The organism is Afipia sp. GW821-FHT04G03 (assembly GCF_059419985.1).
Map to the genome: position 1 here is coordinate 1,569,441 of NZ_JBWKSV010000001.1, position 14,155 is coordinate 1,583,595.

General features: G+C 62.1%; 12 protein-coding genes. 4 read left to right on the forward strand and 8 right to left on the reverse strand.

Going from position 1 to position 14,155, the window contains the following annotated elements:
• The first annotated feature begins 7 nt into the window (after nucleotides 1-7).
• Nucleotides 8-793 (forward strand): ATP-binding cassette domain-containing protein, encoded by a 786-nt coding sequence (locus tag AC07UB_RS07475; RefSeq protein ID WP_492792808.1) that lies wholly within the window; start codon nucleotides 8-10, stop codon nucleotides 791-793.
• Nucleotides 790-2,352: a glycine betaine ABC transporter substrate-binding protein gene (locus AC07UB_RS07480; protein WP_494651523.1), complete on the forward strand. Its 1,563-nt coding sequence runs from the start codon at nucleotides 790-792 to the stop codon at nucleotides 2,350-2,352. The genes AC07UB_RS07475 and AC07UB_RS07480 overlap by 4 nt, the downstream gene beginning before the upstream one ends.
• On the opposite strand, the gene AC07UB_RS07485 is transcribed toward AC07UB_RS07480, so the two are convergent.
• The 8 genes from AC07UB_RS07485 to miaA form a co-directional block, all read right to left on the reverse strand.
• Nucleotides 2,349-4,079: an LTA synthase family protein gene (locus tag AC07UB_RS07485; protein WP_494651522.1), complete on the reverse strand. Its 1,731-nt coding sequence runs from the start codon at nucleotides 4,077-4,079 to the stop codon at nucleotides 2,349-2,351. The genes AC07UB_RS07480 and AC07UB_RS07485 overlap by 4 nt on opposite strands.
• Before the next feature lie 19 nt (nucleotides 4,080-4,098).
• Nucleotides 4,099-5,820, reverse strand: coding sequence for a sulfatase-like hydrolase/transferase (locus AC07UB_RS07490; RefSeq protein WP_494652655.1), 1,722 nt, complete (start codon nucleotides 5,818-5,820; stop codon nucleotides 4,099-4,101).
• 291 nt (nucleotides 5,821-6,111) lie between these two features.
• A complete protein-coding gene (gene ilvC / locus AC07UB_RS07495) occupies nucleotides 6,112-7,131 on the reverse strand; it encodes a ketol-acid reductoisomerase (protein WP_494651520.1) in 1,020 nt (339 codons plus the stop codon).
• Nucleotides 7,132-7,286: 155 nt separating this feature from the next.
• On the reverse strand, nucleotides 7,287-7,892 hold the full coding sequence (locus AC07UB_RS07500) for a LysE family translocator (RefSeq protein ID WP_492792575.1): 606 nt from the start codon (nucleotides 7,890-7,892) through the stop codon (nucleotides 7,287-7,289).
• A 5-nt stretch (nucleotides 7,893-7,897) separates the two neighbouring features.
• Entirely contained in the window at nucleotides 7,898-8,770 is an 873-nt protein-coding gene (locus tag AC07UB_RS07505; protein WP_492792574.1) for an EamA family transporter, read from the reverse strand.
• An 18-nt stretch (nucleotides 8,771-8,788) separates the two neighbouring features.
• The gene (gene ilvN / locus AC07UB_RS07510) at nucleotides 8,789-9,331 is read right to left on the reverse strand and encodes an acetolactate synthase small subunit (RefSeq protein WP_492792806.1); all 543 of its coding nucleotides are present in this window, start codon (nucleotides 9,329-9,331) and stop codon (nucleotides 8,789-8,791) included.
• 17 nt (nucleotides 9,332-9,348) lie between these two features.
• Nucleotides 9,349-11,127, reverse strand: a complete 1,779-nt coding sequence (locus tag AC07UB_RS07515; RefSeq protein WP_492792573.1) for an acetolactate synthase 3 large subunit — start codon at nucleotides 11,125-11,127, stop codon at nucleotides 9,349-9,351.
• A gap of 235 nt (nucleotides 11,128-11,362) precedes the next feature.
• Entirely contained in the window at nucleotides 11,363-12,352 is a 990-nt protein-coding gene (miaA, locus tag AC07UB_RS07520) for a tRNA (adenosine(37)-N6)-dimethylallyltransferase MiaA (RefSeq protein ID WP_494651517.1), read from the reverse strand.
• A 9-nt stretch (nucleotides 12,353-12,361) separates the two neighbouring features.
• Between miaA and serB the strand changes: the two genes are divergently transcribed.
• The gene (gene serB / locus AC07UB_RS07525) at nucleotides 12,362-13,255 is read left to right on the forward strand and encodes a phosphoserine phosphatase SerB (protein ID WP_494651515.1); all 894 of its coding nucleotides are present in this window, start codon (nucleotides 12,362-12,364) and stop codon (nucleotides 13,253-13,255) included.
• A gap of 28 nt (nucleotides 13,256-13,283) precedes the next feature.
• Nucleotides 13,284-14,117 carry an SDR family NAD(P)-dependent oxidoreductase gene (locus tag AC07UB_RS07530; RefSeq protein WP_494651514.1) on the forward strand — a complete coding sequence of 278 codons (834 nt, stop codon included), beginning with the start codon at nucleotides 13,284-13,286 and terminating at the stop codon, nucleotides 14,115-14,117.
• Nucleotides 14,118-14,155 lie beyond the last annotated feature (38 nt).

The window sequence follows — 14,155 nt, forward strand, 5'->3', positions numbered from 1 at the left end:
TGACGCCATGAATGATGCCGCCCCCGCCATTGCTTATGAGAACGTCGGCAAGAGTTTCGAGCATGGCCGCCCCAGGGCGCTGGACGGTGTGTCGCTCACGGTCGCCGCGGGCGAATTCCTGGCGGTGGTCGGCGGCTCGGGCTCCGGCAAGACCACGCTGCTGAGATTGGCAAACCATCTAATCGTCCCCGACAGCGGCGCGGTGCGCGTGCAGGGCGACGACGTGAGCGGGGTCGACCCGATCGCGTTGCGCCGGAGCATCGGCTACGTGTTCCAGAGCGGCGGACTGTTTCCGCACATGACCGTCGCCGGCAATATCGGCATCACCCCTCGCCTGTTGGGCACGCCGGCGCAGGAGATTTCCGCGCGCGTTGACGAGTTGATCGATCTGGTGCGGCTGGAACGTAGTCATCGCGATCGTTTCCCGCATGAATTGTCCGGCGGTCAGCGCCAGCGTGTCGGCGTGGCGCGCGCATTAGCGGCGAAACCGAAAATCGTCCTGATGGACGAGCCGTTCGGCGCACTCGATCCCCTCACCCGCGATGCGCTCGGCGAGGACTATCGCGCGCTTCATCACAACCTTGAACTGACCACCGTCATGATCACCCACGACATGGCGGAAGCATTGCTGCTCGCGGATCGTGTCGCGGTGATGCGTGAGGGGCGGCTTGTCGCACAAGGCACCGCGCAAGAATTGTCGAAGAGCGCCGACGCCTATGTCGGCGAACTGCTCAACACGCCGCGTCGTCAGGCGGCACGGTTGCAGGAGCTGTTGCCGAAGAGTGGACCATGACGCTGTTGTCCGACCCGCGCTGGAGCGACGCGCTGACACGGCTGCCGGATTATCTCGGCAATCATGTTCGCGTCAGCCTCGCTGCGCTGGCGCTCGGCCTCGCCATCAGTTTTCCGCTGGCGCTGATCGTACGACGGCAACCTTTAACGCGCGACATCGTGCTCGGCATCGCCAGCGTCGTGCAGACCGTTCCGGGTCTCGCGCTGCTGGCGCTGTTCTATCCATTGCTGCTGGCGCTGGCTGCCGTGTCATTGCAGTGGTTCGGGTATGGCTTCTCGGCCTTCGGCTTCCTGCCGTCGGTGCTGGCGCTCGCGCTCTACAGCATGTTGCCGGTGCTGCGGAACACCATCACCGGCTTGCAGGGCATCGATCCCGCAATCATGGAAGCAGCCGAAGGCGTCGGCATGACGCCACGCCAGTCACTGACAATGGTCGAACTGCCGCTGGCGCTGCCGGTCATCATGGCTGGTATCAGGACGGCGGCAGTCTGGGTGATCGGCACCGCCACCCTCTCCACCCCCATCGGCCAGACCAGTCTCGGCAATTACATCTTCGCGGGATTGCAAACGCAGAACTGGGTGTTCGTGCTGTTCGGCTGCGCCGCGGCGGCGGCGCTGGCGCTGGCCGTCGATCAACTGCTGGCGTTGATCGAAACCGGCGTGCGGCTGCACAGCCGCATCCGCGTCGTGCTGGGATTCCTCGGCATTGTCGCGCTGATCGGCGTGACGCTGATGCCGTCGCTGGCCCGCGCGAAAACAAGCTATGTCGTCGGCGCAAAGACGTTCACCGAGCAATACATCCTCTCGTCGCTGATCGCCCAGCGACTGCAAGCAGCAGGATTATCGGCCAGTTCCCGCGAAGGGCTCGGCTCCAACGTGATCTTCGAGGCGCTCGCCTCCGGCGACATCGACGTTTATGTGGACTATTCCGGAACCCTGTGGGCCAACCAGTTCAAACGCACCGACGTCAAGCCGCGCGAGAAACTGCTGAACGACCTGACCGCCACCCTCAACAACAAATACGGCATCGCGCTGCTCGGCGAACTCGGGTTCGAGAACGCCTATGCGCTGGTGATGCCGCGCAAGCGCGCCGAAGAACTCGGCGTCCAGACCATTGCCGATCTTGCCCCGCGCGCATCGTCACTCTCGATTGCCGGCGACTATGAGTTTTTCTCCCGGCCGGAATGGGCGGCGCTGCGCCAAAGCTACAATCTGACGTTTCGCCAGCAGCGGCAAATGCAGCCGGATTTCATGTATGCGGCCGTGGCTTCCGGCGAGGTCGATGTGATCGCGGGCTACACCAGCGACGGTTTGATCGCGAAATATGACCTCATCGTGCTGAGCGATCCAAAATCCGCGATCCCTCCTTACGACGCCATCGTCCTCGTCTCGCCCAAACGAGCCGATGACGCAAAGCTGCGCAAGGCGTTGCAGCCGCTGCTCGGCCGTATTGACATTGCCGCGATGCGCGCGGCCAACCTGCGCGCGGCCGGCGGCGACAGCGCCAGTTCACCGGATGCGGTCGCACGATGGCTGTGGGACGAAATCGGAAAGCGTTAGAGGTTTTCTACGAACCCGGCATCGATCAGCAGGCGATTGAACCGCTTCGCTTCCGCGCCCTCCCGGCACGAATAGAACAAGCCCCGGCAACGCAGCATGATCTTCTTCTGCTCGATGAATGTCGGGTCGAGCGGAATTCGCGCGGCTTCCTGAATCGCAAGCGGCAGATACGCGGCATCCAGCGTCTCCAGCGCTGACGACATGTCGGGCTTGTAGTTAAGCGCATCGATCGCATAGTAGGTTTTGTAATAGCGCGGATCGTGCCGCATCAGGCGGTCCGCCAGCAGAGCCTGCGGCAATTTCGGCTCCAGCAGTTTCTGCGAAATGGCCGGCTGATGATCGCCGAACCGCACCAGCAGGAACGGCTCGTCAGGATGATCGGCCTTCAGCCGCGCGACAAAGTCTGAATAGTCCGAAGCGGTCATCGCCTGACGGCGGATATATTCGTCGACTTCGGCGGTGTTGCCCGGCGCAGTCCAACCGGCCGGCGTAAGGTCAGTCCGGTAGCTCGACGTCCACGGAAAATGGTTGGCCGTCAGATACACGAACACGAACATCGGCTGTTCGGACTTCCGCTCCTTTGCGATCAACTGCAATGCCTTGTCGAAATAGAATTTGTCGGGCTGCATATCCTCAGCGACGCCCATGTCGGCCATGTCGATGAATTTGCCGACGCCTGCGGATTTCTGAAAATCACGCGCGCTAAGAAAGTTTCCATAGGTCGGGTACAGCGAGAACGTCCGGTAGCCGCACCGCTCCAATGCCTGCGGCAGTCCGCGCGAAATCTTTCCCGCCGCGATCCGCGTCACGTAAAACTTGAGTTTGCCGAATGACCGCGCCGACAACCCCGTCAGGACGTTGAACTCGGTGTACCAGGTCGGCCCGCCGCTGGATTCCGTAATAAACGACCGCTGCTGCCCGTCCGCCGACTTGAAGAAATCGCGATACCCCTCGGGCACCTTGATGCCCGGCGCAGCACTGATGTCGAAGCTCGACTCGTCGAGCACCATGACAATGTTCGGCCGCTTGGCGCCCGGCGCACATTCCGCGAGCGGCGAAGCCTGCGCGGACCCGATCAGATTCGGAGGATCGGCTTCGATCCAGCCGGTCGATGTCAGGTGCGACACCGACACCACGCCGGACCGCGCGAGGTTGGAGATGTGGTTGACGCCCTGGAACGGCTCCCACGGCTGCTCGGGATTCGCCACCGAAAGTCCCGTGATCAGCAACACGCAAACGGCTGCACCCGCAAGCGACACCGCACGGCGAATCCGGAACGGGTCCGCCCGCCAGATCAGCCACATTACTGGCGCGGCGATCGCGGCAAGCACGATGGATTGCGTCTTGAGTTGCGGGAAGATGGAATGCAGGAACGAAACCGTATCACGGTCGACGATCAGAAAATCGAGGAACGTCAGCGTAAGCTGCATGATCCCGTACTTGAATTGCGAGAGCGCGATCAAAATCGCCACCAGCGCCAACGACAGCGCCGCGCTGATGCCAGGCCGGCGCAACACGGCCAGCCACAGGCAATTCAGCAGCACCCATGTCAGCAGCGCCACCGTGTTCGCAAACGGGCCATATTCGACCGACGCCAGAATCACGACCGCAGCAAGATGTATGGCGGCGATCAGCGCAACACGCGCACGCCGGAGCCACCCGCCGTCGCCAAGCCGCTTCAACAGAAGCTTGCCCCGGTTGCGGATCGATGTCGTGGTGGCTGACATGATGCTGAATCCGCCTTGGCTAGAGGTTCTTGACGAACCCGGCGTCAATCAGCAGGCGATTGAACCGCCTTGCCTCCGCGCCGTCCTTGCACGAATAAAACAACCCCTTGCAGCGGAGCATGATCTTCTTCTGCTCCTCGAACGACGGATCGAGGGGAATACCCGCCGCGTCCTGAATGACCAGCGGCAAATAGGCCGCGTCGATGGTCTCCATCGCCGTCGGGCTGCCGACCGGTTTGAAATTGACCGAGTCGATAGCGTAGTAGGTCGCGTAGTAGCGCGGATCGTAGACCATCAGCCGCTTGGCGATGTCGGCCTCGGTCAGGTTCGGTTCAATGATCAGGGACGAGAACTCGGGCTGATGATCGCCGTAACGCACGATCAGGAAGGGCTCGGTTGGAAATTGTTTCTTCAGCTTGGCGACGAACGCATTGTAATCCTGCGCGCTCATGGTCTGGCGGCGCAGATATTCGTCGATCTTCGGTTCGTTGCCGAGACTGCGCCACGCCGGCGTCCGCTCCGGGCGGAAGGTGGACGCCCACGGGAAGTGATTGGCGCCGAGATAGACATACATGAAGACCGGCGTGCCCTGCTTTTCCTGCGACAGAAGCCGGACTGCGTTGTCATAGAAGAAGCCATCAGGTTCGAGGCCCTTCGCACCGAGATCGCGCGCATCGTAGAATTTCTGAATGCCGGTGGTGGTCTGGAAACTCCGCGCGCTCATGAACGCGCCATAGGCCGGATAGAGCGAAACGGTGCTGTAGCCGCAGCGGCGCAGCGCAAGCGGCAAGCCCCGCTCGACGCGGCCGGCTGCAATTCGCGTGACGAAATAGGAGAACCTGCCGAACGAGCGCGACGAAAGACCAGTGAGAACATTGTATTCGGTCAGCCAGCTTGAGCCGCCGTTGCTTTCGGCGAGGAACTTCCGCACCTTGCCGTCGCCGGAGACGAACTGGCTGCCGTAGCCCGCAGGCACTTTGATTTGCGACGCCGAGCGGATGTCGTAGCTCGACTCATCGTGGATCATGATGATGTGCGGACGGCGCCCTGCCGGATGGCAGGCTTCCTCCAGCGGCAGCTTGAGGCGCTCGACGGTTGCCGCGTCCGATTCCATGAAGCCGTCATTGGCAAAATCAGAAATCGCGATCACGCCCGAGCGCGCGAACTTCGAGATGTAATTGTCGGCGTAATATCCGCGCCAGTCCTCCTGCGGCCACGCCAGCGAGAAACCGGCAAGTCCGGCGACACATGCGAGCGCAGCGGCGGCGGCCGGAAGCCGGCGAATGCGAAACGGGTCGAGCCGCCAGAGCGCCACCATCAGCGGAACGATCAGCAGCGCGCTGAACACCGCCGACCAGCGCAGGTTCGGAAAAATCGTGAACAGGAACGCGACGCTGTCGCGATCGATCATCATGAGATCGACGAAGTTCACGGTCATCTGCACGATGTCGTGTTTGAGACGCGACAGCAGAATGAGCACGACGATCAGCGTCAGCGACAGCGCGCCCGACAGCGCAGGCCGCCGCAACACGGCGATCCAGGAAAAGTTCAGCACAGCCCAGCACAGCAGGAAGACGAGGCGCGAACCGAAATCGGTTTCGGTTTGCAGCAGCAGACCGAGAGCTGCGAGATGCGGCATAGCCACCGCGAGAAGCTGCCAGTATCTGACAGGTGCAAGAGCGCCCGCGACCGTCTTGGCGGGGGGCAGCGTAGGCGGCACTGATGTCGGCGGGGGCAACATTGCCTTGACGCGAACTACACCCGGCACTGTCCTGACGCCTTGGCTGGCGGCGGCCAGGAGGCAAAACGCGCGGCCGGAAACCGCAACGTGTCACAAAATCGTAATGTAACCGTCATACCCGCGCAACTTGATCTTTAGCCGCAGGGGTTTGGCTTCGTCTGTTCAGCGGGCGTTAAGCCGGGGTTCTGCACTGGAAGGGCTGATCCGTTTGGCGCGCTGCAACGAAAAACGGGACCGCGGATGCGGTCCCGTTAACGAATGCTCGTCCTCCCGCCAAGGAAGGAAGCAAACTCAGTTCTTGGTCTTGTCGACCAATGCGCCCTTCTTGATCCACGGCATCATGTCGCGGAGCTTGGCGCCCACTTCCTCGATGTCGTGCGCATTGGCGCGCGCGCGGGTGGCCTTGAAGGAAGCCTGGTTGACCTTGTTCTCGAGCATCCAGTCGCGGGTGAACTTGCCGGACTGAATGTCGGCCAGCACGCGCTTCATCTCCGCCTTGGTCTCTGCCGTGATGATGCGAGGGCCGGTGACATACTCGCCGTATTCGGCGGTGTTGGAGATCGAGTAATTCATGTTGGCGATGCCGCCTTCATAGATCAGATCGACGATCAGCTTCAGTTCGTGCAGGCACTCGAAGTAAGCCATCTCCGGCGCGTAGCCGGCTTCGACCAGCGTCTCGTAGCCGGCGCGGATCAGTTCGACGGTGCCGCCGCAAAGAACAGCCTGCTCGCCGAACAGATCGGTCTCGCACTCTTCCTTGAAGGTCGTCTCGATGATGCCGGCACGACCGCCGCCGATGGCCGAGGCATAGGACAGGCCGAGATCATGCGCATTGCCGGACGAGTCCTTGCTGATCGCGATCAGGCAGGGCACGCCGCCGCCGCGCTGATATTCCGAGCGCACGGTGTGGCCCGGACCCTTCGGCGCGACCATCAGAACGTCGAGATCGGCACGCGGATCGATCAGGTTGAAATGCACGTTGAGGCCGTGCGCGAACAGCAGCGCCGCGCCCTGCTTCATGTTGTCGTGCAGGTGCTCGCGGTAGATGTCGCCCTGCAATTCGTCAGGCGTCAGCATCATCATGACGTCGGCCCACTTCGCGGCCTCGGCGACTTCCATCACGTTAAAGCCGGCGGCTTCGGCCTTCTTGGCGGTCGCGGAGCCCTTGCGGAGCGCGATCGCGACGTCCTTGACGCCGGAGTCCTTCAGGTTCAGCGCGTGGGCATGGCCCTGGCTGCCGTAACCGATGATGACCACCTTCTTGCCCTTGATCAGGTTCAGGTCGGCGTCGCGATCGTAGTAAACACGCATGGCTTTTATCTCCTATTCGGCGGCCACAATTGGCCATGTTCATGCATTTTTCGGATGGATCAGGCCGCTAAGGCCCGGATGAATTGCCGCCGTTGTGTAGGGCGGCTGGCGCTGCGAGACAAGTCCGGGACGGCCATTTCTGCAGTGCAATGAGGTCAAGGCTCCTTCAGAACGGGGTAAAGCGAGGCCAGCAGAAGCAGGGCCATGACGATGTTGAAGATACGGACCGCGCGCGGCGACTTCACCAGCGACTGCAGCGAGGTGCCGAGCAGCACCCAGGTCAGCGACGAGCCCAGCCCGATCACGAACAGCAGGATCGAGAGCGTCGCGATGTTCAGCGGATATGCGGCGATGGCGGCGTAGGCCGTTACAGCGCCGACGGCGATCACCCAGCCCTTGACGTTGACCCACTGGAACAACGCCGCGCCGAGGAACGTCATCGGCCTCCCCTCGCCGCTGCCATCGGTGTTTTCAGGACCAGACATCGCAATCACGAAGGCGAGGTAGATTAGGTAAGCCGCGCCGGCGTATTTCAGGATGGTGTGCAAAATCGGATAAGCCGCGAAAACGGCTCCGAGCCCGAGCCCGATCACCGCGACCAGAAACGAAAACCCGATGGTGACGCCCGCGACATGCGGCAATGTGCGACGGAACCCGTAATTCAACCCCGACGCCATCAGCATGACGTTGTTCGGCCCCGGCGTGAACAGCGTCGCGGCGGCGAAGGCAATAAACGCGATGGCGAGTTGCTGGGAGATCATGGCGTTCAGGCCACTTCAACAAGCGGGGGCGGACGACGCGAGAACAGCATGACGGCAATCCCCATCACGACGACGATCATGCCGGTCAAGCGCAAAGGGCCAAAGGTCTCGCCAAATACGAGACTCGATGCACCGGCGCCGAAAAAAGGCACCAGCAGCGCGAACGGCACCACCTGCGCGGCGGAGTAGTTCCCCAGCAAGCGTCCCCAGATCCAGTAGCCAAGCGTGGTTCCGAGCAGCGCTAACGCCAATACGCTGGCTACAACCTTGAACGAGAGATGCGTCAGCGAATGCCATGTCACGCTGGCACCGTCGATCGTCAGCAACAATGGCAACAACGGCACCATCGCAAAAAGACCGATCCATGCAAACAGATTCAGCATCGATACATCTTGCGCGCGGCGGAGCAGCAGGTTGGACACGGCAAAGCAGACCGGCGCAGCCATCAATACTGCGAAGGCCAGGACGCTGAAATCGTAACCGACCGTAAAACAGATCAACAGCAATCCGCACGTGGCAATCGCAATGCCCAGCACCTGAGCGCGCGTCGGCAACTCACGCAAAAACAGAGCCGCGAAAGCGACTGTGAACAGGGCTTGGCTTTGCACGATCACGGCAGTTAACCCGGCGGGCACGCCATGAGCTATCGCGTAAGTCTGCGTCAAGAACTGCGCGACCAGCATCCAGCTGATCGCTACCACAAGCCTCCACGACAATTTCGGGCGCGGAAGAAAAAGGCACGGCAGCGCCGTGATGGCAAAGCGCAGCGTCGTAAACAATATCGACGACATCTCATCGACCGCAACCCGGGTCAGCACGAAGCCAATCCCCCAGATCACGGCCACCGCGACGGCCAGCACAATATCGATCGGTTTCATGGATCAGGATGCACGCAATTACATGACATCCGGTCCGCGCCCGATGGCGGCAACGCCGGTGCGCGACACCTCGATGAGCCCGAGCGGCACCATCAGCGCAATGAACTGATCGATCTTGGCCGTTCCACCGGTGATCTCGAACACGAAGCTTTCCGTCGTCGCGTCGATCACGCGGGCGCGAAACGCCTCCGCAAGACGCAATGCCTCGACATGCGGGTCGCTGCTTCTTTTCACTTTGACCATCGCAAGCTCGCGCTCGATCGAGCGGCCCATCGTGGTCATATCGACCACGCGATAGACCGGGATCATGCGGTCGAGCTGATGCTTGATCTGTTGAATCACCATCGGCGTACCGGTGGTGACGATGGTGATGCGCGACATGTGCTTGGCGTGTTCTGTCTCGGACACCGTGAGACTGTCGATATTGTAGCCACGGCCGGAAAACAGCCCGATCACGCGCGCGAGCACGCCGGGCTCGTTTTGCACGAGAACCGACAAGGTGTGCGTCTCGTTCGGATCGTGACGATCTTCCATGAAGTAGGCGGATGCAGGCTGTTCCATTGTTTTTGCGTCCATGATCACACCAGCGCCTTGCCGCCGGCGAAGGCCGCGGCGGTCGTTTCGTCATTGGCTTCCGCGGGCAACAGCATCTCGTTATGCGCCTTGCCCGACGGAATCATCGGGAAGCAGTTTTCGAGCGCGGCGACGCGGCAATCGAACAGCACTGGTTTCTTGACCTTGATCATCTCGTTGATCGCGCCGTCGAGATCGCCCGGCTTCATCACCTGAATCCCGACGCCACCATAGGCTTCAGCGAGCTTGACGAAATCCGGCAGCGCCTCGGAGTAGGAATGCGACAAGCGATTGCCGTGCAGCAGTTGCTGCCACTGGCGCACCATGCCCATGTACTGGTTGTTCAGGATGAAGATCTTGATCGGCAATTCGTACTGAACCGCCGTCGACATTTCCTGCATGGTCATCTGTACCGAGGCGTCGCCCGCGATGTCGATGACGAGGCTGTCCGGATGCGCCACCTGCACGCCGAGCGCCGCCGGAAGGCCATAACCCATCGTGCCGAGGCCGCCGGAGGTCATCCAGCGATGCGGCTGCTCGAAGCCGAAGAATTGCGCGGCCCACATCTGATGCTGACCGACTTCGGTCGTGATGTAGGTGTCGTGCTTCTTCGTCAGTTCGAACAGACGCTGGATCGCGTATTGCGGCAGGATGACGTCGTTGTTCTTCTTGAAGGCCAGCGAGTTGCGCGCGCGCCAGCGACCGATCTCGAACCACCACGGATCGATCTTCGGCTTCTTCGCTTCCGCCTTGAACACCGTGAGGATATCGCCCAGCACGTTGGCGACGTCGCCGATGATCGGCACGTCGACGCGGATGTTCTTGTTGATCGACGACGGGTCGATGTCGATATGGATCTTCTTCGAGTTCGGCGAGAACGCATCGGTGCGGCCGGTGATGCGGTCGTCGAAGCGCGCGCCGACACAGAGCATCACATCGCAATCATGCATGGCCATGTTGGCTTCGTAGGTGCCGTGCATGCCCAACATGCCGAGCCAGCTTTTGCCCGACGCGGGATAGGCGCCGAGTCCCATCAAGGTCGATGTGATCGGGAAACCCGTGACCTCGACCAGTTCGCGCAGCAGCTTGGAAGCCTCGGCACCCGAGTTGATCACGCCGCCGCCGGAATAGATCACCGGACGCTTGGCCGACGCGAGCAGCGCGACCGCCTTGCGGATCTGGACGGCGTCGCCCTTCACACGCGGCGCGTAGGAAATATGCACGTCCGATTTGCGCGGCGGATGATAGGTGCCCACCGCGAACTGCACATCTTTCGGCACGTCCACCACCACAGGACCGGGACGGCCCGTGGTCGCGACATAGAATGCCTCGTGCAGCACCTTCGCCAGATCGTTGACGTCGCGCACCAGCCAGTTGTGCTTGGTGCAGGGCCGTGTGATGCCGACGGTGTCGCATTCCTGGAAGGCGTCGTTGCCGATCAGGTGCGTCGGCACCTGCCCGGTGATGCAGACCAGCGGAATCGAATCCATCAGCGCGTCGGTCAGCGGCGTCACCATGTTGGTCGCGCCCGGTCCCGATGTGACCAGCACGACGCCCGGCTTGCCGGTGGAGCGCGCATAGCCTTCTGCAGCATGACCCGCGCCCTGCTCATGACGCACGAGGATGTGCTCGACTTCGCTCTGCTGGAAAATCTCGTCATAGATCGGAAGCACCGCACCGCCCGGATAGCCGAAAAGGTGCTTGACCCCATGATCGGCAAGCGCGCGCACGATCATCGCCGCGCCGGTCATCTGGTTGGGGTCGTGTTTCTTGCTGTCACTCATGGTTCGCTCCGGGGCGCTTTTTTGCGCGCGATCTAATCGAAGTGTTGGTCGAGTTCGGAAACAAAAAAGGGTCCGAGAGGGACCCTTCGCACACCGCCTTGTCGTGGGTAGCCGTCAGCTACCCCCGGCGGTGCGCCAGGGTACGACGATAACAAGAAGGTCGGTAACTTTATTGCGCATGATCGTCTACAGATTTCCAAAGGTTGCGCGGGTTATACGGCCAGACAGCCGAAAGTCAAGCCCGCGCCGAGGGTTTCAGACTAGCCGGTTCCGGGATGTTCGGCGAGAGCGAAAGTGCATGGGAGAGCCACGACCAGGCCGCCCCAACCAGCATCCACTCGAATTCCGGCAACTGGTGCCTGAACCAGGTGAACTGCCGCTTGGCGTAGTGGCGGGTGTCGGCGCGGCCGATATCGGCGGCCTGCTCCAGCGTGATCTCGCCGGCCAGATGCCGGGTCAGCGCCGGCACGCCGTGGGCCTTCATCGCCGGCAGCATCGGATCGAGCTTGCGCGCCGCGAGTGCGGCGACCTCGTCCAGCGCGCCTTGCTCCAGCATCGCTGAAAATCGCGCATCGATGCGCGCGTAAAGCTCCTTGCGATCCGGTGCGAGAAACAGCGCCTTGACGCCCTCGGGCGCGAGCAACGGCGGCAGGCCCTCATTGTGCCAGTCCGGAAGCGCGCGTCCCGTCGCCTCGATCACCTCCAATGCGCGCGCCACGCGTGTGCTGTCGCGCGGTTTCAGCTTTGCACCCGAGATCGGATCGCGCCGCGCCAGTTCCGCATGCAGCGCCTCGACACCGTCACGGTCCATACGCGCACGAACCTCGTCACGCACCGCTTGCGGAATCGGCGGCACCGCCGACAGTCCGCGTGTCAGCGCCTTGAAATAGAGACCCGTGCCGCCGGTGAAGATCGGCAGCCGGTTCGCGGCCCGCGTCTCCGCGAGAACAGCCGCCGCATCGGCAATCCACGAGCCAGCCGAGCAGTTCACGGCAGCGTCGCAGTATCCATACAGCCGGTGTGGCACGCGTGTTTCCTCGTCGGGTGTGGGGCGCGCCGTGAGCACCCGCAGGTCGCGATAAACCTGCATGGAATCGGTGTTGATCACGACGCCGCCGGTTACTTCCGCAAGAGCGAGCGCCAACGCCGACTTGCCGCTGGCCGTTGGCCCTGCGATAAGCACGGCCTTGGTGCCGCCGTTGTCCTTCACGCCATCTTTCAACATCGAGCCGTCATGTCTCTTGTCGCCACGCTGATCTGCAATCCCGCCGAATCCGAACTCGACTCGACCGCGATCGACGCTGCGCGTTCCGCGCTGCCCTCGCCCGAGCACGGCGACTGGCTGTCCGAAGGCATAGCCGCCGACATCCGGTTTAGCAGCAACGATGACATTCGCACAATTTCTGATCGCCTGCGCGAAGCCATGAACGGCGTCCGCGTCGATGTGGTGGTGCAGCCGCAGATCGATCGGCGCAAGAAGCTGCTTCTGGCTGACATGGACTCCACCATGATCGGCCAGGAGTGCATCGACGAACTGGCCGATTTTGCCGGTCTCAAGGCGCACGTGTCCGCGATCACCGAACGCGCCATGCGCGGCGAGATCGAGTTCGAGCCTGCATTGCGCGAACGCGTGGCGCTGCTGAAGGGGTTGCCGGTCACGGTGGTCGACGAGGTTCTCAAGACCCGCATCACACTGACGCCGGGCGCGGTCGCGCTGGTCCGCACCATGCGCGCGCACGGCGCCTATACCTGTCTGGTGTCCGGTGGTTTCACGCTGTTTACGAAAGCCGTTGCCGAGATGATCGGGTTTCAGGAAAACCGCGCCAACGAATTGCTCGTGAACGACGGCAAGCTGACGGGAGAAGTCACCGACCCGATTTTAGGGCGCGAGACGAAACTCGCGACGCTGTACGATCTTCGTGAATCGTTCGACCTCGACAATCTGGACACGCTGGTGGTGGGCGACGGCGCCAACGATCTCGGCATGATCGAAAAGGCTGGCCTTGGCGTCGCCTATCACGCCAAGCCCGCGGTCGCCGCGGCCGCCGGCGCGCGGATCGACCATGGCGATCTCACGGCTTTGCTGTACGCACAAGGTTACAAGCGCAGCGAGTTTGCGGCGGACTAAGCATTCAGTAGCTATCAGAGACTGAGCCATGCGTAACCTTGCTGGCAAGACTGCATTCGTGACCGGTGGCGCGAGCGGCATCGGTCTGGCGCTCGGCCGGGCGTTCGCGGAAGCGGGCATGAAAGTGATGCTCGCCGATATCGAAACGGACGCGCTGAATAATGCGGTCAAAGGCCTGCACAATTTCGGGCCGAACGTGCGCGGCATTACCTGTGACGTGACCGACCCGTTCAGCGTCGAACGCGCCGCCAAAGCTGCATTCGACGCATTCGGGAATGTCCATGTGGTCTGCAACAACGCCGGTGTCGCGGCGGGCGGCGGCATCGACAGCATCTCGCTCGACAGCTGGAAATGGGTGCTCGACGTCAACCTGATGGGAGTCCTGCACGGAATCCGCACCTTCCTTCCGCACATCCGGGCCCACGGTGAAGGCGGTCACTTCGTCAACACCGCTTCCATGGCCGGAATGGTGAGCGGACTCGGATTCAGTCCGTACCATGCGAGCAAGTTCGCGGTAGTCACCATGTCGGAAGGGCTGGCGATGCAGCTCAAACCGCACGGCATCGGCGTATCCGTCCTCTGTCCGGGGTTCGTCCGCACCCGCATAGGCGAAAGCGGGCGCAACCGGCCGGAACAGTATGGCCCGACGCCGACGCTGGATCCCGCAAGTCCGGCGGCAGCGCTGGTCGCCCAGATCGCGCAGCTTGTGGAATCCGGCCTCGATCCGGCAGATGTCGCGGCGCAAGTCCTCGCTGCGGTCCGCGACGACGAACTTTACGTGTTCACACATCCTGAAATGCGCGCTGAGGCTGAACAAAGATTTACAGCCATCCTGGCCGCGATGGACAAGGCGGCGCGCTAACTACTCCCTCACATGCAAATGGCCGGGCAAATGCCCGG